This window comes from Sinomicrobium endophyticum (genome assembly GCF_052983315.1).
The window spans coordinates 65,219-88,040 of record NZ_JBRKIS010000026.1 but is presented as its reverse complement, the minus strand read 5'-3'; the positions used below and the strand labels follow the sequence as shown (position 1 = coordinate 88,040).

The window sequence follows — 22,822 nt, the reverse complement described above, 5'->3', positions numbered from 1 at the left end:
GAGTATCTCTCGGCATCCGGTATAGGTAAATTATTGGATAATAACCTGCCAGAGCTTGCGCCCCAATCCAAATATTCCTGGAGCGATGTCTTGTATTCATTGCTAAGCATTTACTTATGTGGTGGCGACTGTATCGAGGATCTTCAAACCCATCTTAAACATCATTTCAAAGGCAATCCTTACCTGAATATGCCTAGTTCCGACACGATGCTACGGCGTATAGGTAATTTATCCGAACCCACTGCCCAATGTAAGACCAAAAGAGGTTCTGTACTTCACACATACAGCACCCACTCGGTCTTGGGGCAATTGAACATGGAGGTATTGAAACATTTGGGTGTTTTTAAACAAAAGGAACTCCTGGTGGATTATGACAATACCATCATTTTCAATAAAAAAAAGGATAGTAAAATGACCTATAAGCGTGCCCCGGGGTATCAACCCGGGGTCTGCACCATTAATGAGAACCAGGTCCTTTACATAGAAAACAGGAACGGGAACAGTGACGCAAAGTCCTTTCAGTGGGATACATTATCTCGCCTGTTCCATTTGTTGGAAGCTAATATAGACCGTAAAATTGACCACTTCAGGGCCGATGCTGCTTCCTATCAATATGATGTTGTGAAATTAGTGCAACAAAAGGTAAGGTACTTTTACATTGGCTGTAAAAACAGTTATGTGGAAAAATATTTCAAAAAAGTAGAAAGTTGGGACACCATATCGGATGCCAATAATAACGTTATGGAAATTGGACAGGTTTTAGTGACCCCATTCGAACAACAGGCCAAAAAGGCCGGGGAAAAACCTGTCCAATACAGACTGGTGGTCAAGCGGTCGTTCAAACCTACAAAACAAACCGATGCTTTTACCGGGGATGCTTATCAATACCGCGCCATACTCACCAATAACCTTGAACTCCATATCACCGAACTGGTTCGGCTCTACAATCACAGGGGGAACATGGAGCGTCAGTTTGATATCCTCAAGAACGATTTCGGGTGGGACGGGATGCCTTTCTCCGCCTTGGGCAAGAATACCGTTTTTTTATATTTAACAGCAATCTGCCGCAACCTTTACCATCATATCATGGAATGCTTTTCCTCCAAATACAAAACACTAAAGCCTTGCTATCGTGTTAAAAAATTCCTTTTTAGGTTTATCCTCCTGCCATCAAAATGGATAAAACGTTCCAGACAAGTATCCCTCAGGGTTTATGGAAATATGCCCTTAAAAACTTAGCTGGCAAAAACAAAAACGCTCCGTAAAATAATGACCTCCACAGAGAAAGTATAAAAACTTTAACAGGGGAAGTATGCCCCAACATTTAAAAAGATATCGGAAACCTACAAAAAAAGCAACGTTTAATCCTTAAAGCACCAAAATCAAAACGGGGGGTAATGATTTACTATAGACATGCGGATTTTAGGAGTTATCGGGATTATCGGGATTGCCCCGGGGTAGTTGATTGATGCTCCGGAATTCTGTACCGGAGGAAAATCAATTTATAAAGAAATCACTGGCTGCCGATGTTTCTTCCACCCAGATGCCCGAACCTGAGGACAGTACGAATTCGCTTAATCCAACTTCTTCGGTTTCGGGAGACCAGTCATATGTATATCCGAGACGTGTCCAGGGATAATGTCGGTCGGTTTCGCTGGTGAGTGTACGGTAATATGCAAAAATTATATAGTCGTTAAACCAGGAAGAATAAGTGTCCGCTACATTGTCTGCGAGAGCAGATCCTGTTGTGGTAGTGCTGATGTCCGGATTACCGGCAGGACGGTAGAGGTTTTCGGAGCGTACCCATAGGGTGCTGATGTGGGTATTGCTGTTTTCATCGGCCGGGGGAAGCCCCAGAACCTGGCAAATACGCATTATGGTATCCGAACTTTGGGTGAAATCATTCTTTATACGCGATTTCATCTGACCGGGAATAAATAACCAGGATTCTCCCCAGGTGTTGGTAATCGAATCCCCGGCAGGATAACTGGAAGGGTATTTATGGAAACTTGCCATTAACACATAGTTATGACCATCGATAGTTTTCCGTTGAAGACCTTCATTTTCCGGGGTTATGGCCCATAACGAATCGATGATCTCATCTTCTTCGGTAACCATGGCGTCGGAAATGGACAGGTAGTAGAGCTCCTCAAAGGTCAGTTCCGGCTCCGGAATCGAATCATCATCACTGCTACAGGCAGCACAAAGAATAGCAATAAACAGGGCTGCAAATGGCCTCAACGGGATAGTACGGAAGATCATGCGTAAAGTTTTAAAGATTTGGTGGTGTAAATATAACTAAAATATATTCGCAATACGTCGAAGTCAGGAAATTCAGGACAAAATATGGTGTTATTCTGATATGCGAAAGTAACCGGGTGTTTTCCGGGAAGTAAATATAGCAATAGGAATATGCCGGAAGGAGGTAAACAGAATCCCGGTTCGGATTATTCCGGACCGGGATGTATAATAAAAATCTTAAAATTCTGCGTTTTGTGGTGTTCTCGGGAAAGGGATAACGTCCCGTATGTTGGTCATGCCTGTGGCGAACAATACGAGCCGCTCAAAACCGAGCCCGAAACCACTGTGAACAGCGGTGCCGTATTTTCTGAGATCCAGGTACCACCAAAGCTCTTTTTCGTCTATGCCCATGGCTTTTACTTTTTCCAGGAGTACATCATAGCGTTCTTCCCTTTGAGACCCGCCTACGATCTCTCCGATACCGGGAAACAGGATGTCCATGGCCCGTACCGTCTTGCCATCATCGTTCAGGCGCATGTAGAAAGCCTTGATCTTGGCAGGGTAGTCAAACAGGATTACCGGGCATTTGAAGTGTTTTTCCACCAGGAACCGTTCGTGTTCACTTTGCAGGTCGGCGCCCCATTCTTCAATGATGTACTGGAATTTTTTCTTTTTGTTGGGTTTTGAATCCCTGAGGATATCAATGGCCTCGGTATAGCTTACCCTTTTAAAGTTATTATCGAGAATAAAGCGAAGCTTTTCCGTAAGGGGCATATCGCTTCTTTCGTTCTGTGGTTTGGTTTTTTCTTCATCCAAAAGACGTTTCTCCAGGAATTCCAGATCGTCTTTGCAGTTTTCCAAAGCATAGCGGATTACATACTTTATAAAGTCTTCTGCCAGGTCCATGTCCCCGTCGAGATCCATAAAGGCCACCTCGGGTTCTATCATCCAGAATTCCGCAAGATGCCTGGAAGTGTTGGAGTTTTCGGCACGGAAAGTAGGGCCGAAGGTATATACCTTGCCGAGAGACATGGCATAAGCCTCGGCTTCCAGTTGTCCGGAAACAGTGAGGTTGGTCTCTTTGCCGAAAAAGTCTTCTTTGTAATTTACGCTGCCGTCTTCCTGCAACGGAGGATTTTTGGCATCGAGGGTAGTTACCCGGAACATTTCTCCGGCACCTTCCGCATCGCTTCCGGTTATGATAGGAGTGTTCACGTAGTTAAATCCGTTGTTCTGAAAGTACTGATGTACCGCAAAGGACAGTGCCGACCGTACCCGCATTACCGCACTGAAAGTACTGGTCCGTGTACGCAGATGTGCTTTCTCCCTGAGAAATTCCAGGGAATGTTTTTTAGGCTGAATAGGGTATTCTTCCGGATGCGAATCTCCCAGGATTTCCAGTTGATTTGCCTGAATCTCTACTTTCTGTCCCTTTCCGGAACTTTCCACAAGGGTTCCTTTGATCCGGATGGCTGCCCCCGTTGTAATACGTTTCAGGACATCTTCGGAAGTGTTTTCAAAATCTACAACACATTGAATGTTATGAATGGTAGAACCGTCATTCAAAGCGACGAAACGGTTGCTCCGGAATGTTCTTACCCATCCCTTTACACTTACTTCCTGTAATAGCAGATCCTCAACAAGCAGGTCTTTTACACTGTACACCTTCATTTTTTTTAATCTTCTTGATAAATGATATGTTTTTTACCGGGCTTCAATGACTGCCGGACACCGGAAGTCAGCCGGGAAAAACACGTGATGTGTTTAATATCAGTTGGCAAATATAGGTGTTTTTTTAAAGAATGTCCGGGGATAACAAAAAACAAAAAGGGGATTTTTCCCCTTATTTCCTATTGCTGACAACCGTATTTTTGAATCGCAATTAATACCTGGTATTAATGCAATTAGGATAAGTAGGTTTGGGGAAACCATAAGAGCCTGTCGGTCCCACTCTGATTGTGAAAAATCGGGGTTCTATCCGGCAGGTTTTTTATTTTTCCTCATCATCTTCCGTCAGGACATCGATATTAGGTTCTTTTAAGACCTGTTTGTTGGCGATGCTTTTTTCCAGGGACAGCAGGAGGGAAGGGAGTAGTATAAGGTTGGACAGCATGGCAAACAACAGGGTCGAGGAAACCAGTCCCCCAAGTGCTACGGTACCGCCGAAACTGGACGTCGTAAAGACGGAAAAACCGAAGAAGAGAACAATGGAAGTGTAAAACATGCTCACCCCGGTTTCACGCAGTGCGGCAAAGACCGATTTTCGTATTTTCCAGCCATTGCTTACCAGTTCCTGCCGGTATTTGGCAAGAAAATGAATGGTGTCGTCGACCGATATACCAAAGGCAATACTGAACACCAGTATGGTAGACGGTTTTATCGGAATACCCAGAAATCCCATAACCCCGGCAGTAATGACAAGGGGGAACAGGTTAGGTATCAGGGATACGATAATCATTTTGAAAGAACGGAACATATATGCCATAAAAATGGCGATCAAAAGCACAGCCAGGGCTAGGGAAATAATAAGGTTTTTTACCAGGTATTTGGTGCCTTTCATAAAAACAAGGGCTTTTCCTGTCATGCTGACGTCGTATCTGTCTTCCGGGAAAACCTTGTGTATGGTTGTCCATAACCGGTTTTGTACATCCTCCATTTCATCCGTTCCCATATCCTGCATAAATGTAGTGATACGGGCTATCTGTCCTGTGGAGTCCACAAAACTTCGCAACAGGTTTGCACTGTCCGAGGACTTTTTGGCATAGGAAAGGATAAAGTTATTTTCCTGGTTTGAAGGAAGTTGATAATATGCGGGATTGCCGTTGTAATAAGCCTGTTTGGAATATTTTACCAGGTTGACTACCGATATGGGTTTGGAAAGTCCCGGAATATCCCTTATCAGGTCTTCCAGTTCGTCCATCCTTCGGAGTGTAGGCAGTTTCATAACCCCGTTCTTGCGCTTGGTGTTTATCATGACCTCCAGCGGCATGATACCGTCAAATTCCTTTTCAAAGAAGCGTATATCGTCAAAAAAACCGGTGCTTTTGGGCATGTCTTCTATTATGCTTCCGGATATACGGATCTGGTAAATTCCGATAATACTGGCAACCAGAAGTATAAGAGAACATACGCTTATTTCGATACGGCGGTATTTGACTGTCTTTTCCATCCAGTTCACGAATCCGCCTATCCAGCGCTTGTTCAGGTGTTTCAGGTGTCTCTTTTTAGGTAAGGACATGAAACTGTATATAATAGGAATAATGAGAAGAGACAGGACAAATATTGCCAGTATATTTATAGAGGCTACAATACCGAATTCTTTAAGAAGTTTGCTTTCCGTTACGATAAAAGAAGCGAAACCTACGGCGGTAGTGGCGTTGGTCATTAAGGTGGCATTCCCTATTTTGGATATTACCCTTTGAAGTGATTTTGCCTGGTTGCCGTGTTTTTTTACTTCCTGCTGATATTTATTGATAAGGAAAATACAGTTAGGGATACCGATAACAATGATCAGGGGAGGGATAAGTGCGGTGAGCACGGTTATTTCGTAATGGAGCAGCCCCAGAATACCAAAAGCCCACATAACACCAATGATAACTACCACCATGGAAATTAGCGTTGCACGGAACGAACGGAAGAAGAAAAAGAAAATAAGCGATGTCACCCCTAATGCTGCGAGAATAAAACCACCGATCTCGTCTATGATGTTCTGAGAATTTAATGTCCGTATATACGGCATTCCGGAAACATGAACCTTTAAGCCGGTATTGCTCTCGAATTTTTCGATGAGAGGTATGAAGTCGTTGAAAATAAAATCTTTCCGTACCGGGGTGTTTACAATTTCCTTGTCGAGATATACCGCGGTGCGAATAGTTTCGGTTTCTTTATTGAATAAAAGGCTTTCGTAAAAGGGAAGCTCGTGGAAGAGATGGTTTTTAAGGGTATCTATGGCCGCTTCGGATTCGGGTTCGTGATCCAGGAAAGGCTTTAATTCGAATTGCTCTTCTTCCGTATTCTTAACCAGCTCTTTCAGATTATCCGTGGAAATGACCAGGTCTACCTCCGGAAAGGCATTGAGTTGCTTACTCAGTTTGTTCCACAGGTTAAAGTTGTTCGGGGTAAACAGGGCGGGGTCTTTTACGGCCAGAACGATCAGGTTGCCTTCTTCTCCGAATGTCTCCAGAAATCGATTATATTCGACATTCACCGGGTGATGATCGGGCAAAAGGTTGGCTTCGGTATACGTAAAGCGCATGTTTTCCCACTGTGACGCAAGAAAAACGGTAATACCGGCAATTAAAAGAAGTATAAAAATCCTGTTTCGTAGAATTATTCGTGCGACCCTTTCCCAAAAGCCTTTCCGTATCCAAGCGACCATCTCGTTTTTTTAACTCGGCAAAGGTAAGAAATTAGTGTAGAATAGCCTCTTAAGTTTTTGTTAGAAACGGACGTACGGGGTGATTTTTACCCGCTTAAAAGCCTAAGCTCATGTAATATGTGAATTTAAAAGAAATGTTGTCATCAAAATGTGGCAGTCGGTAGGGGCCGTAACGGTACATGGCGCTGAGGCCAAATCCTTTGAATATTTTATTTAATTCGAAACCGCTTTCCAGATAGCCTTTGTTCAGAGATTTGAAATTCAGTCCTATATGTTTTTCCGAATGGGTTATACTTCCTATGGCAAATCGGGATATCAGGGTGAAGTCCGGTCTTATTTTTCCGATCAGTTTAAACCTGTTGGATTGATGTTTTAGCTGAACCATAACATAACGGTCCGAAAAGAATTCATTGAAATACATGGTCTCGAAACTATTCCGCCCCGCAACGGCAAACCGATGCAGTATGGCATCTCCCTGGGGCTGGTTCGGTGAGGCATTATACAGGTGGGTAATCGGAATATCTCCGTAAGCCAACCCTCCTTTGACGAGGAAACTGGTAACGGTGCGGTTGGGGTGTACGATCTGGTGCATACCCCGGAAGTCCAGCTTTGTAAACTCAAAATCGCCTTCCAGTATATTCCGAAAACTGCGTGTTGCCTGAAAAGTGAAATTAGGATAGCTGTTTCGCATGGTTGCTTTGCCATGCCTGGTTTGCATATAACGGCTGAAAGGGGCCCATTGTAAAGCCAGGGTAGCTTCGGAAAGTTTAAAATCGTAGTACGATGTACCGTCATGAACGTAAAGGTAGTTGTATGTCGGAATAATATTGCTCTGGCTAAACTGTAGTTTGGCACCGATCTTTGCAGTAATATCGTGTTCCAGGAATGCACTGGTCCTACGGGTTTTGTGGAACATGGTTATGTTGAATAGACGGGGTTCGAACAAGGAAAAGCTTCTGGCTTCATTGATGAATTCTGCGCTTCCGGTTTCCACAAGGTCGTCCATATAAGAAGTTCCTATCCAGGTGTTGGTTATTTTGGCAAGTCTTGCCGCTGCGCCGACACCAAACTTCATCCTTTTGTCTTTGGTGCCGTAAACACTGTAGGCCTGCAGGCGGTATTTCGATGAAAAATCCGTATTGGTTATGGCTCCTATTCCCAGCCGGAAGCCTTCGTAATTGTTGTATTTTAACAGGTACCGCAGGTCCAGGTCTACATATTTCAATGGATAGTAGCCTATGAGTAACTTCCTTGCCAGGTTAATTTTTCGCTCAATATTATTGGCGTCTGCCATGCTATCTACCATAGTATAGGTTTTCTTACCTCTTTCCGTCAGGAGAGATGTCCGGTAAGAATTCCAGAACTCTTCACTTTTGTGATGTGCATCATCAACGATTTCCATGGCAATACCTCTGCCTTTGATCTCTACAGGTGTATTCAGGGAAATATCAAAGTTTTCCTCCCTGTTTATAAAGTGCATGATCTTGGAGAGGTCCTGGCTTGTGGATACGGAAGTAGAATCTTCGTGCTTGTCTTCCGGTCCGGTAATGGAAGCTCCCATAAGCGAGATGGCATCTTCGTTTTCGCCGCGGACGATCTTCATTTGTTTGGAGGAAGGGAACCAGATGTCTTCTTCGGGAAAATATTCAAAAGTCTGGGAGGCGCTGATATCGATAACCGCCTTTAATTGAGCAATGGCTTTTTGCAGGGCGTAAGATTCCGTATCTATATACAATACGCCTTCCATTGTTGCGGTTTTGGCTTTGCCCTTCGGGTAATAATAGATCATGTAAGCCGGTCTCTTATTGCCTTCATTGGGTACCGTATCCAGTATTCTGTAGTGATATGCTGCCAGGGCGCCGCTTCCGACGGGACCCGGGTAGTCCGATCCGAAAATAGTGTATTTGTTCTGGTAAAAGGAAAAGGATTGCATCTGCAAAGCGAGAAATTCGTAAACGGGTTCTTTAAAACCGGCCATTTTAGCAGCCAGTACGGTTTCTCTTTTGCCCTTTTGCCGGTTAAAAGTATATTCGGATACTTTTTCGGAAATATAAAGATGGGACCGGGATAATTGTTTTTTTAACTGGTAGTTGGTAGAGTCCAGCTTCTCAAATTCTTTTCGTCCCCTGGTCTTGTTGAATACGGAATCTATCGTACCGTTTATGGAATCGGGGTTAGCTGTGATCAGAAGTTTGTTGTATGCATCATATTTAAAGCTGTTCAGTACTCTTTCCGGATCGTTAACTGCTCTCTTTCGTATGGTTTCCCGGATAATCTGAACGGCGGGGTTTTCTCCTCCCGTAACTACCACCTCGCGGAGTTTTTCCGGTTTTCCGATAAGGGTTACGGTGTAAAAAGATTTGTCTTTCTCTATATCCGTCGTTTTTTCGAGATAGCCTATGTAAGAAAAGATGAGGCTGCGTATTTCCCCTGTACGATTGCTTATTTCAAACTTTCCGTCTGCATTGGTTATAGTGCCTTCGCCGGTGTTGGTAAGTACATTGGCAAAGGGCAGGGGTGCCCCGGTTGCCTGGTCGCGTACTATGCCTGAAATAATTTCCTGAGAAAAACAGAAGGCAGGAATAACAAAAACAAAAAAGAGGAGTAGCTGCTTTTTCATTAATTAAAGATCTTTATATGTCTCATAACGGATTAAAGACGGTAATGTTACAAAAAAAATGCCCGTAATATGCGGGCACTTAAAAAAATTATAGGAAGTTTAACTCACGATAGCGAGATATTTATACCGTCATAATTTCCTTTTCCTTTACGGTGAGGAGATCGTCTACTTTTTTGATGTAGCCGTCCGTTAGTTCCTGTATGTCCACTTCGGCATTTTTCTTCAGGTCTTCCGAAGCTTCTTCCAGTTTTTTTACATCCTTATTGGCATCTTGTCTTGCTCCTCTTATACTCACTTTGGCATCTTCGGCTTCACCTTTGGCCTGTTTTACGAGGTCCCGCCTTCTTTCTTCGGTTAAGGGAGGTACATTAATAATGATGGTTTCGCCGTTGTTCATGGGATTAAATCCTATATTCGCCACGATGATAGCTTTTTCGATGGTCTGAAGCATGCTTTTTTCCCACGGCTGTATGGAGATGGTTCTCGCATCGGGAGTGCTTACATTAGCTACCTGGCCCAGGGGAGTCTGTGATCCGTAATAATCTACAAATACACTTCCTACCATGGCAGGGCTTGCTTTGCCGGCCCGGATATTGACAAACTCTTTTTCGAGGTGAGCTATGGCGCCGTCCATGGCTTCTTTGGCACCGTCTAGTATAAAATCGATCTCTTCATTCATGATTGTTGATTTTATTTGGTTGTAATGCTTTCGGATGGTTACAGGTTAACCTTGGTTCCTACATTTTCACCGGAAACCACTTTACAGAGATTCCCTCTTTTATTCATATCAAAGACAATAATAGGTAACTCGTTTTCCTGGCTTAGGGTAAAGGCAGTGGTGTCCATAACTTTCAGTCCTTTTTTCAGTACGTCGTCAAAAGAGATAAAATCGAACTTGGTTGCGCTTTTGTCTTTTTCCGGGTCTGAGGTATAAATACCATCTACTCTGGTGCCTTTGAGTATTACATTGGCTTCTATTTCAATAGCACGCAGTACTGCTGCGGAGTCTGTAGTGAAATAAGGGTTTCCGGTTCCGCCCCCGAAGATCACCACTCTTCCTTTTTCCAGGTGTCGGATGGCTCTTCGGCGAATAAAAGGCTCTGCAACTTCGTTAATTTTGATAGCGGATTGGAGCCTGGTCTGTATTCCGGTATTTTCCAGTGCACTCTGTAATGCGAGTCCGTTAATAACGGTTGCCAGCATTCCCATGTGATCGCCCTGTACACGGTCCATGCCGTTACTTGCTCCCGCTACTCCCCGGAAAATATTACCTCCTCCTATTACGATGGCGACTTCCACGCCTTTGTCTACTATTTCTTTGATGTCTGTCGCGTATTCCGCAAGGCGCTTAGGGTCTATTCCGTATTGTCGTTCTCCCATTAGGGCCTCGCCACTTAGTTTGAGGAGGATTCTCTTGTATTGCATAGTTTTTCGGATGTGTTGTGTGCAAATATAAGGATAATCTCAAATTAAGAAAGTGGAAAATTAAAAGGGAAAAAACGAACATAAAAAAAGCCGTATTCTGATATGTCGGAATACGGCTTTTAAATAAGGTAGGATTAACTGCTTATCCTAAAGCAACCCTTTTGAATCCTGTTACGGTAAGGTCGCCGTTAACGGATTTTACGTAAGCGGCAACACTTACTTTGTTGTCTTTTATATAATCCTGGTTTACCAGGGTATTGTCTTTAAAGAAACGCTTGAGTTTTCCTTTGGCGATATTTTCAAGCATAGCTTCCGGTTTTCCTTCTGCGCGGAGCTGATCTTTTGCAATCTCGATCTCTTTGTCGATCACGGACTGGTCTACACCTGCGTCGTCAAGAGCAATAGGGTTCATCGCTGCAGCCTGCATAGCTACGTTTTTGGCAGCTTCTTCAGCGCCATCTACATTAGCTGACAAACCTACTATGGTAGCGATTTTGTTCCCGGCATGGATGTAAGACCCTACAAAGGGTGCCTGGATAGATTCGAATCCGCCGATCTCAATTTTCTCACCGATCACACCGGTTTGTTCTGTAAGCTTTTCCTCTACGGTGATACCGTTGTAATCTGCTTTGAGCAGTTCTTCTTTAGAGGCGTAATTCAGAGCCATCTCAGCCAGGTCCGTAGCCAGTTTTACAAAAGAATCGTTTTTGGCGACAAAGTCGGTTTCACAATTCAGGGAAACGATTACACCTTGAGTAGCGCCGTCGTTTACTTTGGCAATAACAGCACCTTCAGTAGACTCTCTGTCTGCACGGTTAGCTGCTACTTTTTGTCCTTTTTTGCGAAGTATTTCTATCGCTTTGTCAAAATCGCCTTCAGCTTCTACCAACGCCTTTTTACAGTCCATCATACCGGCACCGGTAGCTTGTCTTAATTTATTAACTTCTGCGGCTGTGATGTTTGCCATTTTTTATCTTTTTATTTGAGTAATATTAAAGAGCCGACCAAATAAGCCCTGTACAAATGTATTGTTTTGACATTATGTGGTCGGCACCTCAATATTAATTTAGGTTTAATTTTCGTTGTTGCTTTCTGTCGCCTCTGCTTTTACTTCTTCCGTTGCTTTTGCTTCTTCCGTTACCTGAACCTGGGCCTCTTCATTTTGTGAAGAGTCTTTGTCGGTTTTGGGAGCTTCTTTTTCAGCTCTTTCCGTTTTTCTTTCGGAAAGCCCTTCGGCAACAGCAGCTGTTACGTGCGAAAGAACTTTTTCTATGGATTTGGAAGCATCGTCATTTGAGGGGATCACGTAGTCCACATCACGGGGATCGGAGTTGGTGTCAACCATTGCGAATATTGGAATGTTTAATTTCTGCGCTTCTTTCACAGCAATGTGCTCACGCATGGTGTCCACGATAAACAGTGCTCCGGGAAGACGTGTCATGTCTGCAATAGAACCAAGTTGTTTCTCTAACTTAGCTCTTAAACGATCTACCTGTAAACGTTCTTTTTTGGAGAGGGTGTTGAACGTACCATCTTTTTTCATCTTGTCGATGGAAGCCATCTTCTTAACAGCTTTACGGATAGTCACAAAGTTAGTGAGCATTCCGCCGGGCCATCTTTCTGTGATGTAAGGCATATTAACAGCACCTGCTTTTTCAGCAACGATGTCTTTTGCCTGTTTTTTGGTGGCTACGAAAAGTATTTTTCGGCCTGAAGCTGCTATTTTCTTAAGGGCTTCTCCGGCCTCATCGATTTTTGCAGCGGTTTTGTACAGGTTAATAACGTGGATCCCGTTGCGCTCCATATAAATATAAGGAGCCATGTTAGGATTCCATTTCCTGGTGAGGTGTCCGAAGTGTACACCTGCTTCTAATAAATCTTTTACGTCTATTTTACTTGCCATTTTAGTAATAGTTTACGTTCCGTTGAGTTAGCAATGCTGAAGTGGCTCGGTATGAGGCCTCCGTCATTTGGATGCTAAACTAATTTCCCGATTTGTTCGTCCGGGACAACGACAACATGGTTATTTTTATACCTGAGCCGATAAAAAACGGGTTCGGTAATGATTTTCGGATAAAATATCCTGAAAAAATTAACGCTTGGAGAACTGGAATTTCTTACGGGCTTTCTTTTGACCGTATTTCTTACGTTCTACCATTCTCGGATCCCTGGTAAGCAGACCTTCCGGTTTCAGAGTTGTTCTGTTTTCCGCATCTACTTCACAAAGTGCTCTGGATATGGCAAGGCGTACAGCTTCTGCCTGTCCGGTGCTGCCACCTCCGTAAACATTAACCTTGATATCAAAGTTTTCTGCGTTTTCGGTAAGGTTCAGCGGCTGTTTTACTTTGTACTGTAAAGTAGCAGTCGGAAAATAAGTGTTCAGTTCTTTCTTGTTGACAGTGATGTTTCCGCTTCCCTGAGAAACATATACACGTGCAACAGCAGTTTTTCTTCTGCCGATTTTGTGAATAACTTCCATTATTTCAGCTCGTTTAAGTTAATTGCAGTAGGTTTTTGTGCTTCCTGCTTGTGCTCGGCACCTACATATACTTTCAGGTTGCGGAATAAAGCTGCTCCCAGCCTGTTCTTAGGTAGCATTCCCTTTACGGATTTCTCGATAATTCTGGCCGGATCTTTAGCAAAAAGTTCATTTGCGTTCAGAGATCGCTGACCACCCGGATAGCCCGTGTGACGGATATACTCCTTTGCTTCCCACTTGTTACCTGTTAGGTTGATTTTTTCTGCGTTGATAATAACCACATTATCTCCACAGTCCACATGCGGGGTGTAACTAGGCTTGTACTTACCTCTGAGGATCTTTGCTACCTTCGAAGCAAGACGGCCTAACGTCTGTCCTTCGGCATCAACCAGCACCCACTTCTTGTCTACAGTTGCTTTGTTAGCCGAGATGGTTTTGTAGCTTAACGTGTTCACACTAATTTTTTTAAATTAAACATTCCATTCCCAATAAACGGGGTGCAAATGTACAACTATAAATTGTAATTACAAACAGAGGCTTATTATTATTTTATGGTGGATAACCGTTTGGTTTTCATCAGGTAATTAGCCGGGAGAACGAGGTGAATAGTATCCGGTGGGTTTAAGAATGCGTTGTAGGTTTTTTATGGCATATTATTTGTTATTTCCGGTATAGTACGGTATAAAAGACGTATTTTTAAAATAAGAAATAAATACCGGTATCCCGCACCAGGAACATTTAGCAGCCTCCGGGAGTTGTGCGGACAAACACTAAGTAAATATGAGAACATATCTGTTTTGTATTGTGGCCCTTTTTTGTATTCCCCTGGCCGCCCAGGAATTTCCCTATGAAAAGAAGTGGAAAGAGATTGAAAAGAAAGAGACCGAAGGTCTGCTCAAAAATATATTGCCCGCGGTAAACGAAATTTACGAAGCGGCAAAAAAGGACGGAAACGTCCGGCAACGTATCCGTGCCCTGCTTTACCGGGGCAAGATAGCCATAATTACAGATGATGATGATGAAGTGCAGTTGCGTGTTATCCGGGATTTTGAGAAAGAAATCGAAGAAGCCGGCGGGATTGAAAAAAGTATCCTGGAATCCATGCTGGCAGAGACAATATATAAATACTACCAGAACAACCGGTGGAGTATTAACCAACGGACCCGGATGGAAGAAGCTTCTGCCGAAGATTTTCGCTTCTGGAGTGAAAATATTTTTAACGACAGAATCACGGCACTTTATCTCCGCTCTCTGGAAAATGCAGAGGCGTTGAAACAGCAACATGTCGAAAACTGGAAAGATATACTCGAAACTAACGAATGGGAAAGGATTTATGATACCAACGACGCAGATAAGGATAAGGTGAAGGACGCCCGTGTTGCAAAGGGAAGGGAACTTCGCCCCACAATATATGACCTCATTACACACCGTGCCATAGATTTTTTCCGAGATCAGCCCGGTATTTTCTTTAACTCCTTTGCAGAAGATAAGGATTCCCGGAATAAAAAGGAGAGGGCTGTAACCTTGCTCCGGGAACTGGCGGATTTTCACAAAGAAAAGAAACATATTAATGCCGTGCTTTATAATGAACTGGAAATCCTCAAACTATGTAAACAGGAATACGCAGGGGACTCCTACATTGAAGAACTTGAAAAACTCTCCCGTATTTCTCCTGCCGACTGGTATAGCGGGGAGGTACTGTTGGAACTGGCCCGTTTTTACCGGGAACAGGCAGGAAGGGAAGAAACCGGCAATTTTACGGCAAAGAAAGAATGGTTTGACAAAGCATTGGCACTTGCACGAAATATTGAAAAAAATTATGCTCAAACCTCTGCGGTGAACGAAGCCGCACGGATACGGCAACAAATCCATGCTAAAGATTTTTCTATCCGTGTAGAATCCTATATTCCTTCCGGACAATACAATCCGCTATCCGTAACGCATAAAAACCTGGACCGGATTTACTTCAAAGTGCTGAAATTCCGGCCCGATCTCAACGATTATTTCCGGGACCCGGTGCGCGACATACGTTATGCCGGTGAAAAAGACAGGCAAAAGTTACTGGAAGAACTGTTCCGGAAATATCCTTCGGAAAAAGAGTTCACACTTTCCCTGAAAACCTTTGACGACTACCAGGACCATACGACAACCGCGGCCCTGGAAGCATTGCCCGAAGGAGTGTATATTGTCCTCGCAACAAATGACCCGGATTTTAAAACGGATAAGGAAGGAGTTGTTCTGCAATCGCAACTGGTCAACATAACCGATTACGCCATCATAGGAAACGGGAGGGAATTACTGGTTACGGAAAGACAGGAAGGTCACCCGCAAGCCGGGAAAACCATAGAGGTTTATGAAAGAGACAACAAAAGGTTGAAACTGGCAAAGACCATTAAAACCGATGCCTCCGGAAAGGCAGATGTCTACCATAACAAGCAACGGTACTATCAGTATTACTACCGCATTAAAGGAGAAGATGTCTTTTACAACCAATACAGTTATTATACGGACCGGGATTACCGGGCGGAAACGGCATACCACACCCGGTTTTTTACGGACCGTTCCATCTATCGTCCCGGGCAGACAGTTTATTTTAAAGCGATACATTATAAGGAGACCCCCGACGGCAGCAAAGAAGTTATAGATAACGAAAAGCTTGATATAGAGTTGCTGGACCCCAACGATGATACCATCGGAGAACTGGAACTGACAACAAACGCTTTTGGTTCCGTATCCGGTGAGTTTGTACTGCCCACTGGTGGTATAACTGGGATATTTACGCTGGAAAGCGATTCGGGAGAAACCTATACTATCAGCGTGGAGGAGTATAAACGTCCCCGTTTTGAAGTGGTGTTCGATACGGTAAAGGAGACTTTTCGTCTCGGAGAAGAAATAACAGCGGGAGCAAAAGCAAAGGCTTATTCGGGAGCTGATATTGACAATGCCAAAGTGGTATACCGTGTATATCGCCAGGCCATATATCCTTATCTTCCCTGGTGGAGACGTCAGTATGTAAACCCGGAGCCGAGAGAGGAAATCACGCACGGAGAGACAACGACGGATGCGGAAGGGAATTTTAAAATTCCGTTTGAAGCAAAAGCACCTGTTCCTTCCGTTTCTTCCGGAAAGAAAAAGGATCCCCGGACATATACCTATACCGTGGAAGCGGATATTACCGATATCAACGGGGAAACCCGGTCCGGAAGCCAGAGTATCACAGTGGGGGACCTGCGGTATACACTCCACCTGGACATGCCATCACAAGTGGCATGGGAAGATTTGAAAACCGCAGGCATTCGTACCGAAAACCTCAACGGGCAGTTCATGCCGGCAAAAGGAGAGCTTACGCTTACCAAAATAATACCTTCGGAACGCGTATTGCGGGAAAGCCCGTTACAGGCCGGAGATTATGAATTGTATGATAAAGAAGAGTTTGTAAAACGGTTTCCGAACGATCCGTATGCCAAAGAAGACAAAAAGGAAAACTGGAAAGAGGAAAGCCCGGTGATCTCGGTGAATTTTGATACCGGTAAAGAAAAAGAGATCGATGTAAAACCCGGGAAAGGATGGAAAGAAGGATACTACCTGCTTCGGGGATACATCCGGGACGGACAGGACAGCATTCCTGCCGAAAAGTTGGTTTACCTGTATAAGAAAGATAAAAAAGACCCGGTGGACAAAGAGCTTTTTTCCGTGACCGCCGATAAAGCCGGTTACGTGCCGGGGGATGTGGCCCGGATTACTTTTGCTTCTTCCGCACCGGACGCCATTGTGGTGGCAGAACTCGAATACGATGGTAAGATTGTAAAGAGGGAAGAACTGAAAATAAACAATGGAGTAAAGGTGTTTTCATTCCCGGTAAAAGAAAGTTACCGCGGTAATGTATTTGTCCACTATTACTTCGGGAAATACAATACGGCACAGCAGGGTACGCAAACCATAACCGTTCCTTTCGAAGAAAACAAACTGGAGATCACCGCGGGGACCATGCGCGATAAACTGCAGCCCGGCGATGAAGAGACCTGGGAACTCACGGTAAGCGGAGAGGGTAAAGATGCTTTCCTGGCCGGACTGGCTACCGGAGGGGCCGAAGTACTCGCTGCGATGTACGATGCTTCCCTGGATCAGTTCAAGCCGCATAGTATACAGTGGTCTCCTTACCGTAGTTTTGTGCGAAACTCCAGGTACAGCGATTGGAATCTTCATACGGGGTATGGTATGGCATCATTTTCCCGTATTTTTAACAACCCCTTCCCGGTTCCGGAAATTGGGATAACACCTCTCTTCGACCAGATTAACTGGTTTGGGTTTGATATTAACGGGAGGGGGAGACAGAATATCCGTATAAGAGGATTGGCGAAAACGACTGCAACTCTGAATCAACCACCGGCTCCCGTAGCGGAATCCATAGAAATGGCCGAGGATGATATGGCGTTAGAAGAAGTAGTGGTAGCAGGGTATGCTCCCGGATTAGCAGTGTCTCATAATGAAGTTGAAGGTGAAGAACCCGGAAAGGCCTCTGACCTGTTCACCGTGCAACCCCGGCGTGCCCTCCAAGAAACCGCCTTTTTCTTTCCGCATCTTAAAACGGATAAGGATGGGAATGTAAAAATAAGTTTCACCACTCCCGAAAGTCTTACGGAATGGAAATTCATGGCCCTGGCACATACCCCGGAACTGCATACGGCCAATTACGAAGCCAGCGTCCGTACGCAAAAAGAACTGATGATCGTTCCCAATCCCCCACGGTTTTTAAGAGAAGGAGACGTTATCGAATTCCAGGCAAAGGTCACGAATCTTTCCGGGAAAAAACTATCCGGGAATGCACAGTTACTGCTTTTCGATGCCTTTACGATGCAGCCCGTTGACGACGATTTCGGCAATGCGGAAAACAACCGGGAGTTCACAGCTTCCGAAGGACAAAGCAGTAACCTCACCTGGAAGTTACATGTTCCCGCCGGACAGCAGGCCGTGGTGTACCGTGTAGTGGCCAAAGCAGGCAGTTATTCCGACGGGGAAGAATCAGCATTGCCTGTGCTTACCAATCGCATGCTGGTTACCGAGACATTACCGCTACATATCCGCGAAGGACAGGAAAAGACATTTAAAATGGAGAAACTCACGGAGACCGAATCCGCTACCCGGGAAAATTTCAAACTTACTTTAGAAATGACCACCAACCCGGTGTGGTACGCCATTTTTTCATTGCCTTATCTCCGGGAATTCCCCTATGAGTGTTCCGAACAGGTATTTTCCAGAGTGTACGGAAATTTGATTTCACAGCATCTCGTTAATTCCAATCCTAAAATAAAAGCAGTCTTTGACGACTGGAACCGCAAAGGGCAGTTGCAATCCAGGCTGGAACTCAATGAAGAACTGAAATCCCTTTTGCTGGAAGAAACCCCCTGGGTACGCCAGGCCGCTGATGAAGAGGAACAGATGAAACGTATTGCGGTTTTGTTTGACCTGAACAAGATGCGTAACGAACTGGGATCCGCATTCCGGAAACTGGAAAACAAACAACTGTCTTCCGGTGGGTTTCCCTGGTTCGAAGGCGGTGAGGCCAATGTGTATATTACCACACATATCATTTCCGGTTTTGGCCATCTTGGCGCTATGGGAATGGATTACAATAAGAATTTCGATATCCGTCCTGATAACATGATCCGAAAAGCCATTAAATTTATGGATGAGAAAATGGAAGAGGAATGGGACCGCTATAAAAAGAATGACAAATATCCACCTTCTTTATACAACGGAGTGTCGTGGATGTATGCCCGAAGCTATTTCCTGAAAGAGTACCCGCTCAGCAAAAAAGGAAAGGCAATGGCTGATTATTTCCTTGGGAAGATGGAAAAGGAAAAATTCAGCGGTTCCAGGTATCACCAGGCTATGCTGTCTCTCGTATTTCACCGTTTCGGAAAAAATGACCCGGCAAGGAAGCTGTTACTTTCTGTAAAAGACCAGTCCGTGGAAAGTGATGAAATGGGGATGTACTGGAAAGATAACCGTCCCGGATGGTACTGGTACAACGCACCGATAGAAACACAGGCATTACTTATTGAAGCCTTTGATGAAGTATTGCAGGATACGGAGAGTGTGGAACTGATGAAAGTATGGTTGCTTAAAAACCGCCAGACTAATCGCTGGGCATCTACGAAGGCCACCACCGAAGCTGTTTTTGCCCTGATGAGTACCGGGAAAGACTGGGTAAATGCAGAGGGCGGATTGGAGGTGAGCCTCGGGGGAGAGAAGCTGGATATCGAAAAGATGGAAGAAAAGCAAAAAGGAAGCGGGTACGTAAAAACCGCCTGGGATAAAGAGGAAATAAAACCGGAAATGGGAATAGTGGAAGTAAAGAAAACTTCACCGGGTGTTGCCTGGGGCGCTTTGTACTGGCAGTATTTCGAAGATCTGGACCAGATTACCTCGGCAGAGACCGGGGTGCGTTTCAAAAAAGAACTCTTCCTGAAAAAAATGACGGACAACGGGCCCGAATTACAGCGGATAACAGAAGATACGCCGATACAGGTCGGCGACCTGGTAACAGTACGGCTCGAAATCAAAAACGACCGGGATATGGAGTTCGTACATATCAAGGATATGCGTGCCAGTGGCTTTGAACCCGTAAATGTCTTGTCCCGCTACAAGTGGCAGGGCGGATTGGGATATTACGAAAGCACGCGTGATGCCGCCACCAATTTCTTTGCGGACAGGATGCCGAAAGGGGTTTATGTATTCGAATATGACCTGAGAGCCAATAACAGCGGTAATTTTTCCAATGGAATAACCTCCCTGCAATGTATGTATGCCCCCGAAATGAGTGCGCATTCCGAAGGGATAAGGGTTAATATAAAATAATTGTGAAAGCTACCTCCTTTTTCCTTAGGAGGTAGCTTCATTATGTGTATCGGTAGCTTTCAGCTTTTCTCATGATATTTTTGTGTAGGAAAATCGTCCGGAAGTGTAACAATTTGCTCCCGGTAATGTCTTTAGGAAAATAACCAACACACAAACCATGTTCTCCGGAAAAGTATTTCTCTCTTCAATAGGCCTGATGTACTGCCTGATTCTTTCTGCACAGGATTCGACTTCCGTCATACCCAAAAAGAATTATACCACCAAGTCTCTCGGGAAAAACACTCCCCCGGAAATAGACGGCATACTGGATGACAGCAGTTGGAACATTGTGGAATGGGGAGATGATTTTATTCAGAGAGATCCCATAGAAAAAGCACCGCCAACGCAGCCGACCCGCTTCAAAATACTGTATGACGATAAAAACCTGTATGTCGCTATTCACTGCCTGGATACCGAACCCGATAAAATTGTAAAACGACTTTCCCGGAGAGATGGCTTTGAAGGCGACCGGATCACCATACTTTTCGACAGTAATCTCGATCTCCGGACAGCATTTGCGTTTACCATAACCGCAGCCGGGGTTAAAGGAGATGAAGTAGTAACTGAGAACGGTAATAACTGGGACCCTAGCTGGAACCCCATCTGGTATGTGAAAACCGGAATGAATGCCGAAGGATGGACTGCGGAAATGCGGATACCTTTAAGCCAGCTGCGTTTCGGAAAAGCCGCGGAACAGGTTTGGGGATTGCAGTTGTCCCGGATGTATTTCCGGAACAACGAGCGTTCCGAATGGCAGTTTCTGCCCCGGAATGCCCCCGGATGGATCAGTGAAGCGGGAAGACTATATGGCCTGACGGACCTGAAAGAGCAAAAACAACTGGAAATACAGCCTTACGTGGTAACTTCCCTGGAAACGTACGAGGAGGAAAAAGGCAATCCGTTTATGGATGGTAACGATGCAAAACTGAACGGAGGTATAGATGGCAAAGTCGGAATTACCAACGACCTTACCCTGGATTTTACCGTAAATCCCGATTTCGGACAGGTAGAGGCAGACCCTTCGGCAATAGCTCTGGATGGCTTCCAGATATTTTTTGAAGAACAACGCCCCTTTTTCGTAGAAAACAAAAATATCTTCGATTACCGTATTTCCAATACCAGTGCAGGAGATACGGATGGTACGGATAACCTCTTCTATACCCGGCGTATCGGAAGAAGCCCCCAGGCATCCCCGAATGTGAATGAAGGGGAATATGCGGAGCAGCCGGAAAAAACCACGATACTCGGCGCGGCCAAGTTCAGCGGAAAAACCAGGAACGGGTGGTCCATTGGCGTGTTGGAAAGTGTCACCGCCAGGGAATATGCCAGGATAAGCAATAACGGGGACCGCAGGGAAGAACTGATAGAACCCCTTACCAATTATTTCGTAGGCAGGTTGCAAAAGGATTTTAATGAAAGAAACTCTTTTGTGGGAGGGATATTTACAGCCACCAACCGGGGAGACCTTCCGGAAAATATGGATTTTCTGCATAAGTCTGCTTATTCCGGAGGCCTGGACTTTAAACACCAGTGGAAAGACAGGACCTGGTATACTGCCGGTAATCTGCTTATGAGCAATGTTTCCGGTTCGGAGAGGGCCATAACAAACACGCAGAAGGATATCGCCCGGTTGTATCAGCGCATAGATGCCACTTATACGGAAGTAGATACTACAAGGACAAGCCTGGCCGGTCACGGCGGGAACATCCAGATCGGGAAAGCACGGGGGAACCTGAACTTTGAGAGCGGTGTTACCTGGCGTTCACCCGGGCTGGAACTCAATGATATAGGTTTTTTACGCCGGGCCGATTATGTAACGCACTACGCCTGGGCAGGATACCGCATTACAAAACCCTTCTCCGTATTTCGCAGTGCACGTTTTAATTACAATCACTGGAATTCCTGGGATTTCGGCGGGGCACATAACGAAATGAAATGGAATGTAAACAGCCATGCACAGTTTAAAAATAACTGGTATATAGGTTCGGGGCTCAACATACGTCCGAAACTGTATTCCAATACGGCATTACGCGGTGGCCCCAAACTCAGGCTGCCGGACAATGTCAGTTACTGGTTTTATGTGGATTCGGACGACAGGAAAAAATTCAGGTACGGATTTGAGGTTTTCTTCTCTGACGGTGAAGATAAGGCATATGATGTAGATGAATACTCTACTTATTTTGTTTACCAGCCGGTAAATGCGCTTAAAATTTCCCTCGAACCTTCCTATCAGGTAAACAGGGACAAATTACAATTTGTGGAAAATATCCATACGGATAGCGGGGTGAGGTATCTCAATGCGGAAATAGAACAGAAGACGTTAAGCGCTTCCCTGCGGTTTAACTATACGATCAACCCCAATCTTACCATACAGTACTGGGGGCAGCCCTTTATTTCCAGGGGAAGATATTCGGCTTTTAAACATATTGTTGACCCACAGGCCGGTAGTTTTGAGAACAGGTTTTATGCGTACAATAGTAATGAGATCCGGTATGAAGAGGATAACAAGGTTTATGTTGTGGATGAAGGCGCTAACGGCACGGTGAATTATTCCTTCAAAGACCCTGATTTTTCATTCGTACAGTTCCGTTCCAATCTGGTAGTGCGATGGGAGTATATTCCGGGTTCGGAATTGTTCCTGGTGTGGTCACAGGGGATTACCCGGTCCGGTAATCCCCGCGATAACCTGTTCACTGCCCTGGACCGGAATATCCTGGGAGCCCAGCCAAGAAATATCTTTCTGGTCAAAGCGACATATCGTTTTGTTTTGTAAGACCGG

The 22,822-nt window shown here is 44.8% G+C and carries 13 protein-coding genes; 3 read left to right on the top strand and 10 right to left on the bottom strand.

Features of this window, described 5'->3' with window-relative positions:
• Positions 1-1,239, top strand: a 1,239-nt coding sequence (locus ACVBDU_RS11245) for an IS1380 family transposase (RefSeq protein WP_447178411.1), incomplete at its 5' end; no start/stop codon positions are given.
• A 258-nt stretch (positions 1,240-1,497) separates the two neighbouring features.
• Here ACVBDU_RS11245 and ACVBDU_RS11240 read toward each other — a convergent pair.
• From ACVBDU_RS11240 to rplM, 10 genes are all read right to left on the bottom strand, one after another.
• Positions 1,498-2,262, bottom strand: a complete 765-nt coding sequence (locus tag ACVBDU_RS11240) for a hypothetical protein (protein ID WP_447179848.1) — start codon at positions 2,260-2,262, stop codon at positions 1,498-1,500.
• Between the two features lie 216 nt (positions 2,263-2,478).
• The gene (gene asnS / locus ACVBDU_RS11235) at positions 2,479-3,912 is read right to left on the bottom strand and encodes an asparagine--tRNA ligase (RefSeq protein ID WP_447179847.1); all 1,434 of its coding nucleotides are present in this window, start codon (positions 3,910-3,912) and stop codon (positions 2,479-2,481) included.
• Positions 3,913-4,231: 319 nt separating this feature from the next.
• Positions 4,232-6,619 (bottom strand): efflux RND transporter permease subunit, encoded by a 2,388-nt coding sequence (locus ACVBDU_RS11230; RefSeq protein ID WP_447179846.1) that lies wholly within the window; start codon positions 6,617-6,619, stop codon positions 4,232-4,234.
• A 94-nt stretch (positions 6,620-6,713) separates the two neighbouring features.
• Entirely contained in the window at positions 6,714-9,239 is a 2,526-nt protein-coding gene (locus tag ACVBDU_RS11225; protein ID WP_447179845.1) for a DUF5686 and carboxypeptidase-like regulatory domain-containing protein, read from the bottom strand.
• 121 nt (positions 9,240-9,360) lie between these two features.
• Positions 9,361-9,918, bottom strand: a complete 558-nt coding sequence (gene frr, locus ACVBDU_RS11220) for a ribosome recycling factor (RefSeq protein ID WP_447179844.1) — start codon at positions 9,916-9,918, stop codon at positions 9,361-9,363.
• A gap of 38 nt (positions 9,919-9,956) precedes the next feature.
• Positions 9,957-10,664 carry a UMP kinase gene (gene pyrH, locus ACVBDU_RS11215; protein ID WP_447179843.1) on the bottom strand — a complete coding sequence of 236 codons (708 nt, stop codon included), beginning with the start codon at positions 10,662-10,664 and terminating at the stop codon, positions 9,957-9,959.
• A gap of 142 nt (positions 10,665-10,806) precedes the next feature.
• Entirely contained in the window at positions 10,807-11,631 is an 825-nt protein-coding gene (tsf, locus tag ACVBDU_RS11210) for a translation elongation factor Ts (protein ID WP_447179842.1), read from the bottom strand.
• Positions 11,632-11,736: 105 nt separating this feature from the next.
• Positions 11,737-12,567, bottom strand: a complete 831-nt coding sequence (gene rpsB, locus ACVBDU_RS11205) for a 30S ribosomal protein S2 (protein ID WP_447179841.1) — start codon at positions 12,565-12,567, stop codon at positions 11,737-11,739.
• Between the two features lie 189 nt (positions 12,568-12,756).
• Positions 12,757-13,143 (bottom strand): 30S ribosomal protein S9, encoded by a 387-nt coding sequence (gene rpsI / locus ACVBDU_RS11200; protein WP_447179840.1) that lies wholly within the window; start codon positions 13,141-13,143, stop codon positions 12,757-12,759.
• Complete coding sequence (gene rplM, locus ACVBDU_RS11195; RefSeq protein ID WP_447179839.1) at positions 13,143-13,598, bottom strand: 50S ribosomal protein L13; 456 nt, start codon at positions 13,596-13,598, stop codon at positions 13,143-13,145. The genes rpsI and rplM overlap by 1 nt, the downstream gene beginning before the upstream one ends.
• A gap of 325 nt (positions 13,599-13,923) precedes the next feature.
• On the opposite strand from rplM, the gene ACVBDU_RS11190 reads away from it, so the two are divergent.
• Positions 13,924-20,004, top strand: a complete 6,081-nt coding sequence (locus ACVBDU_RS11190; RefSeq protein WP_447179838.1) for an alpha-2-macroglobulin family protein — start codon at positions 13,924-13,926, stop codon at positions 20,002-20,004.
• A 157-nt stretch (positions 20,005-20,161) separates the two neighbouring features.
• Positions 20,162-22,816, top strand: a complete 2,655-nt coding sequence (locus ACVBDU_RS11185) for a DUF5916 domain-containing protein (RefSeq protein ID WP_447179837.1) — start codon at positions 20,162-20,164, stop codon at positions 22,814-22,816.
• Positions 22,817-22,822: the final 6 nt, after the last annotated feature.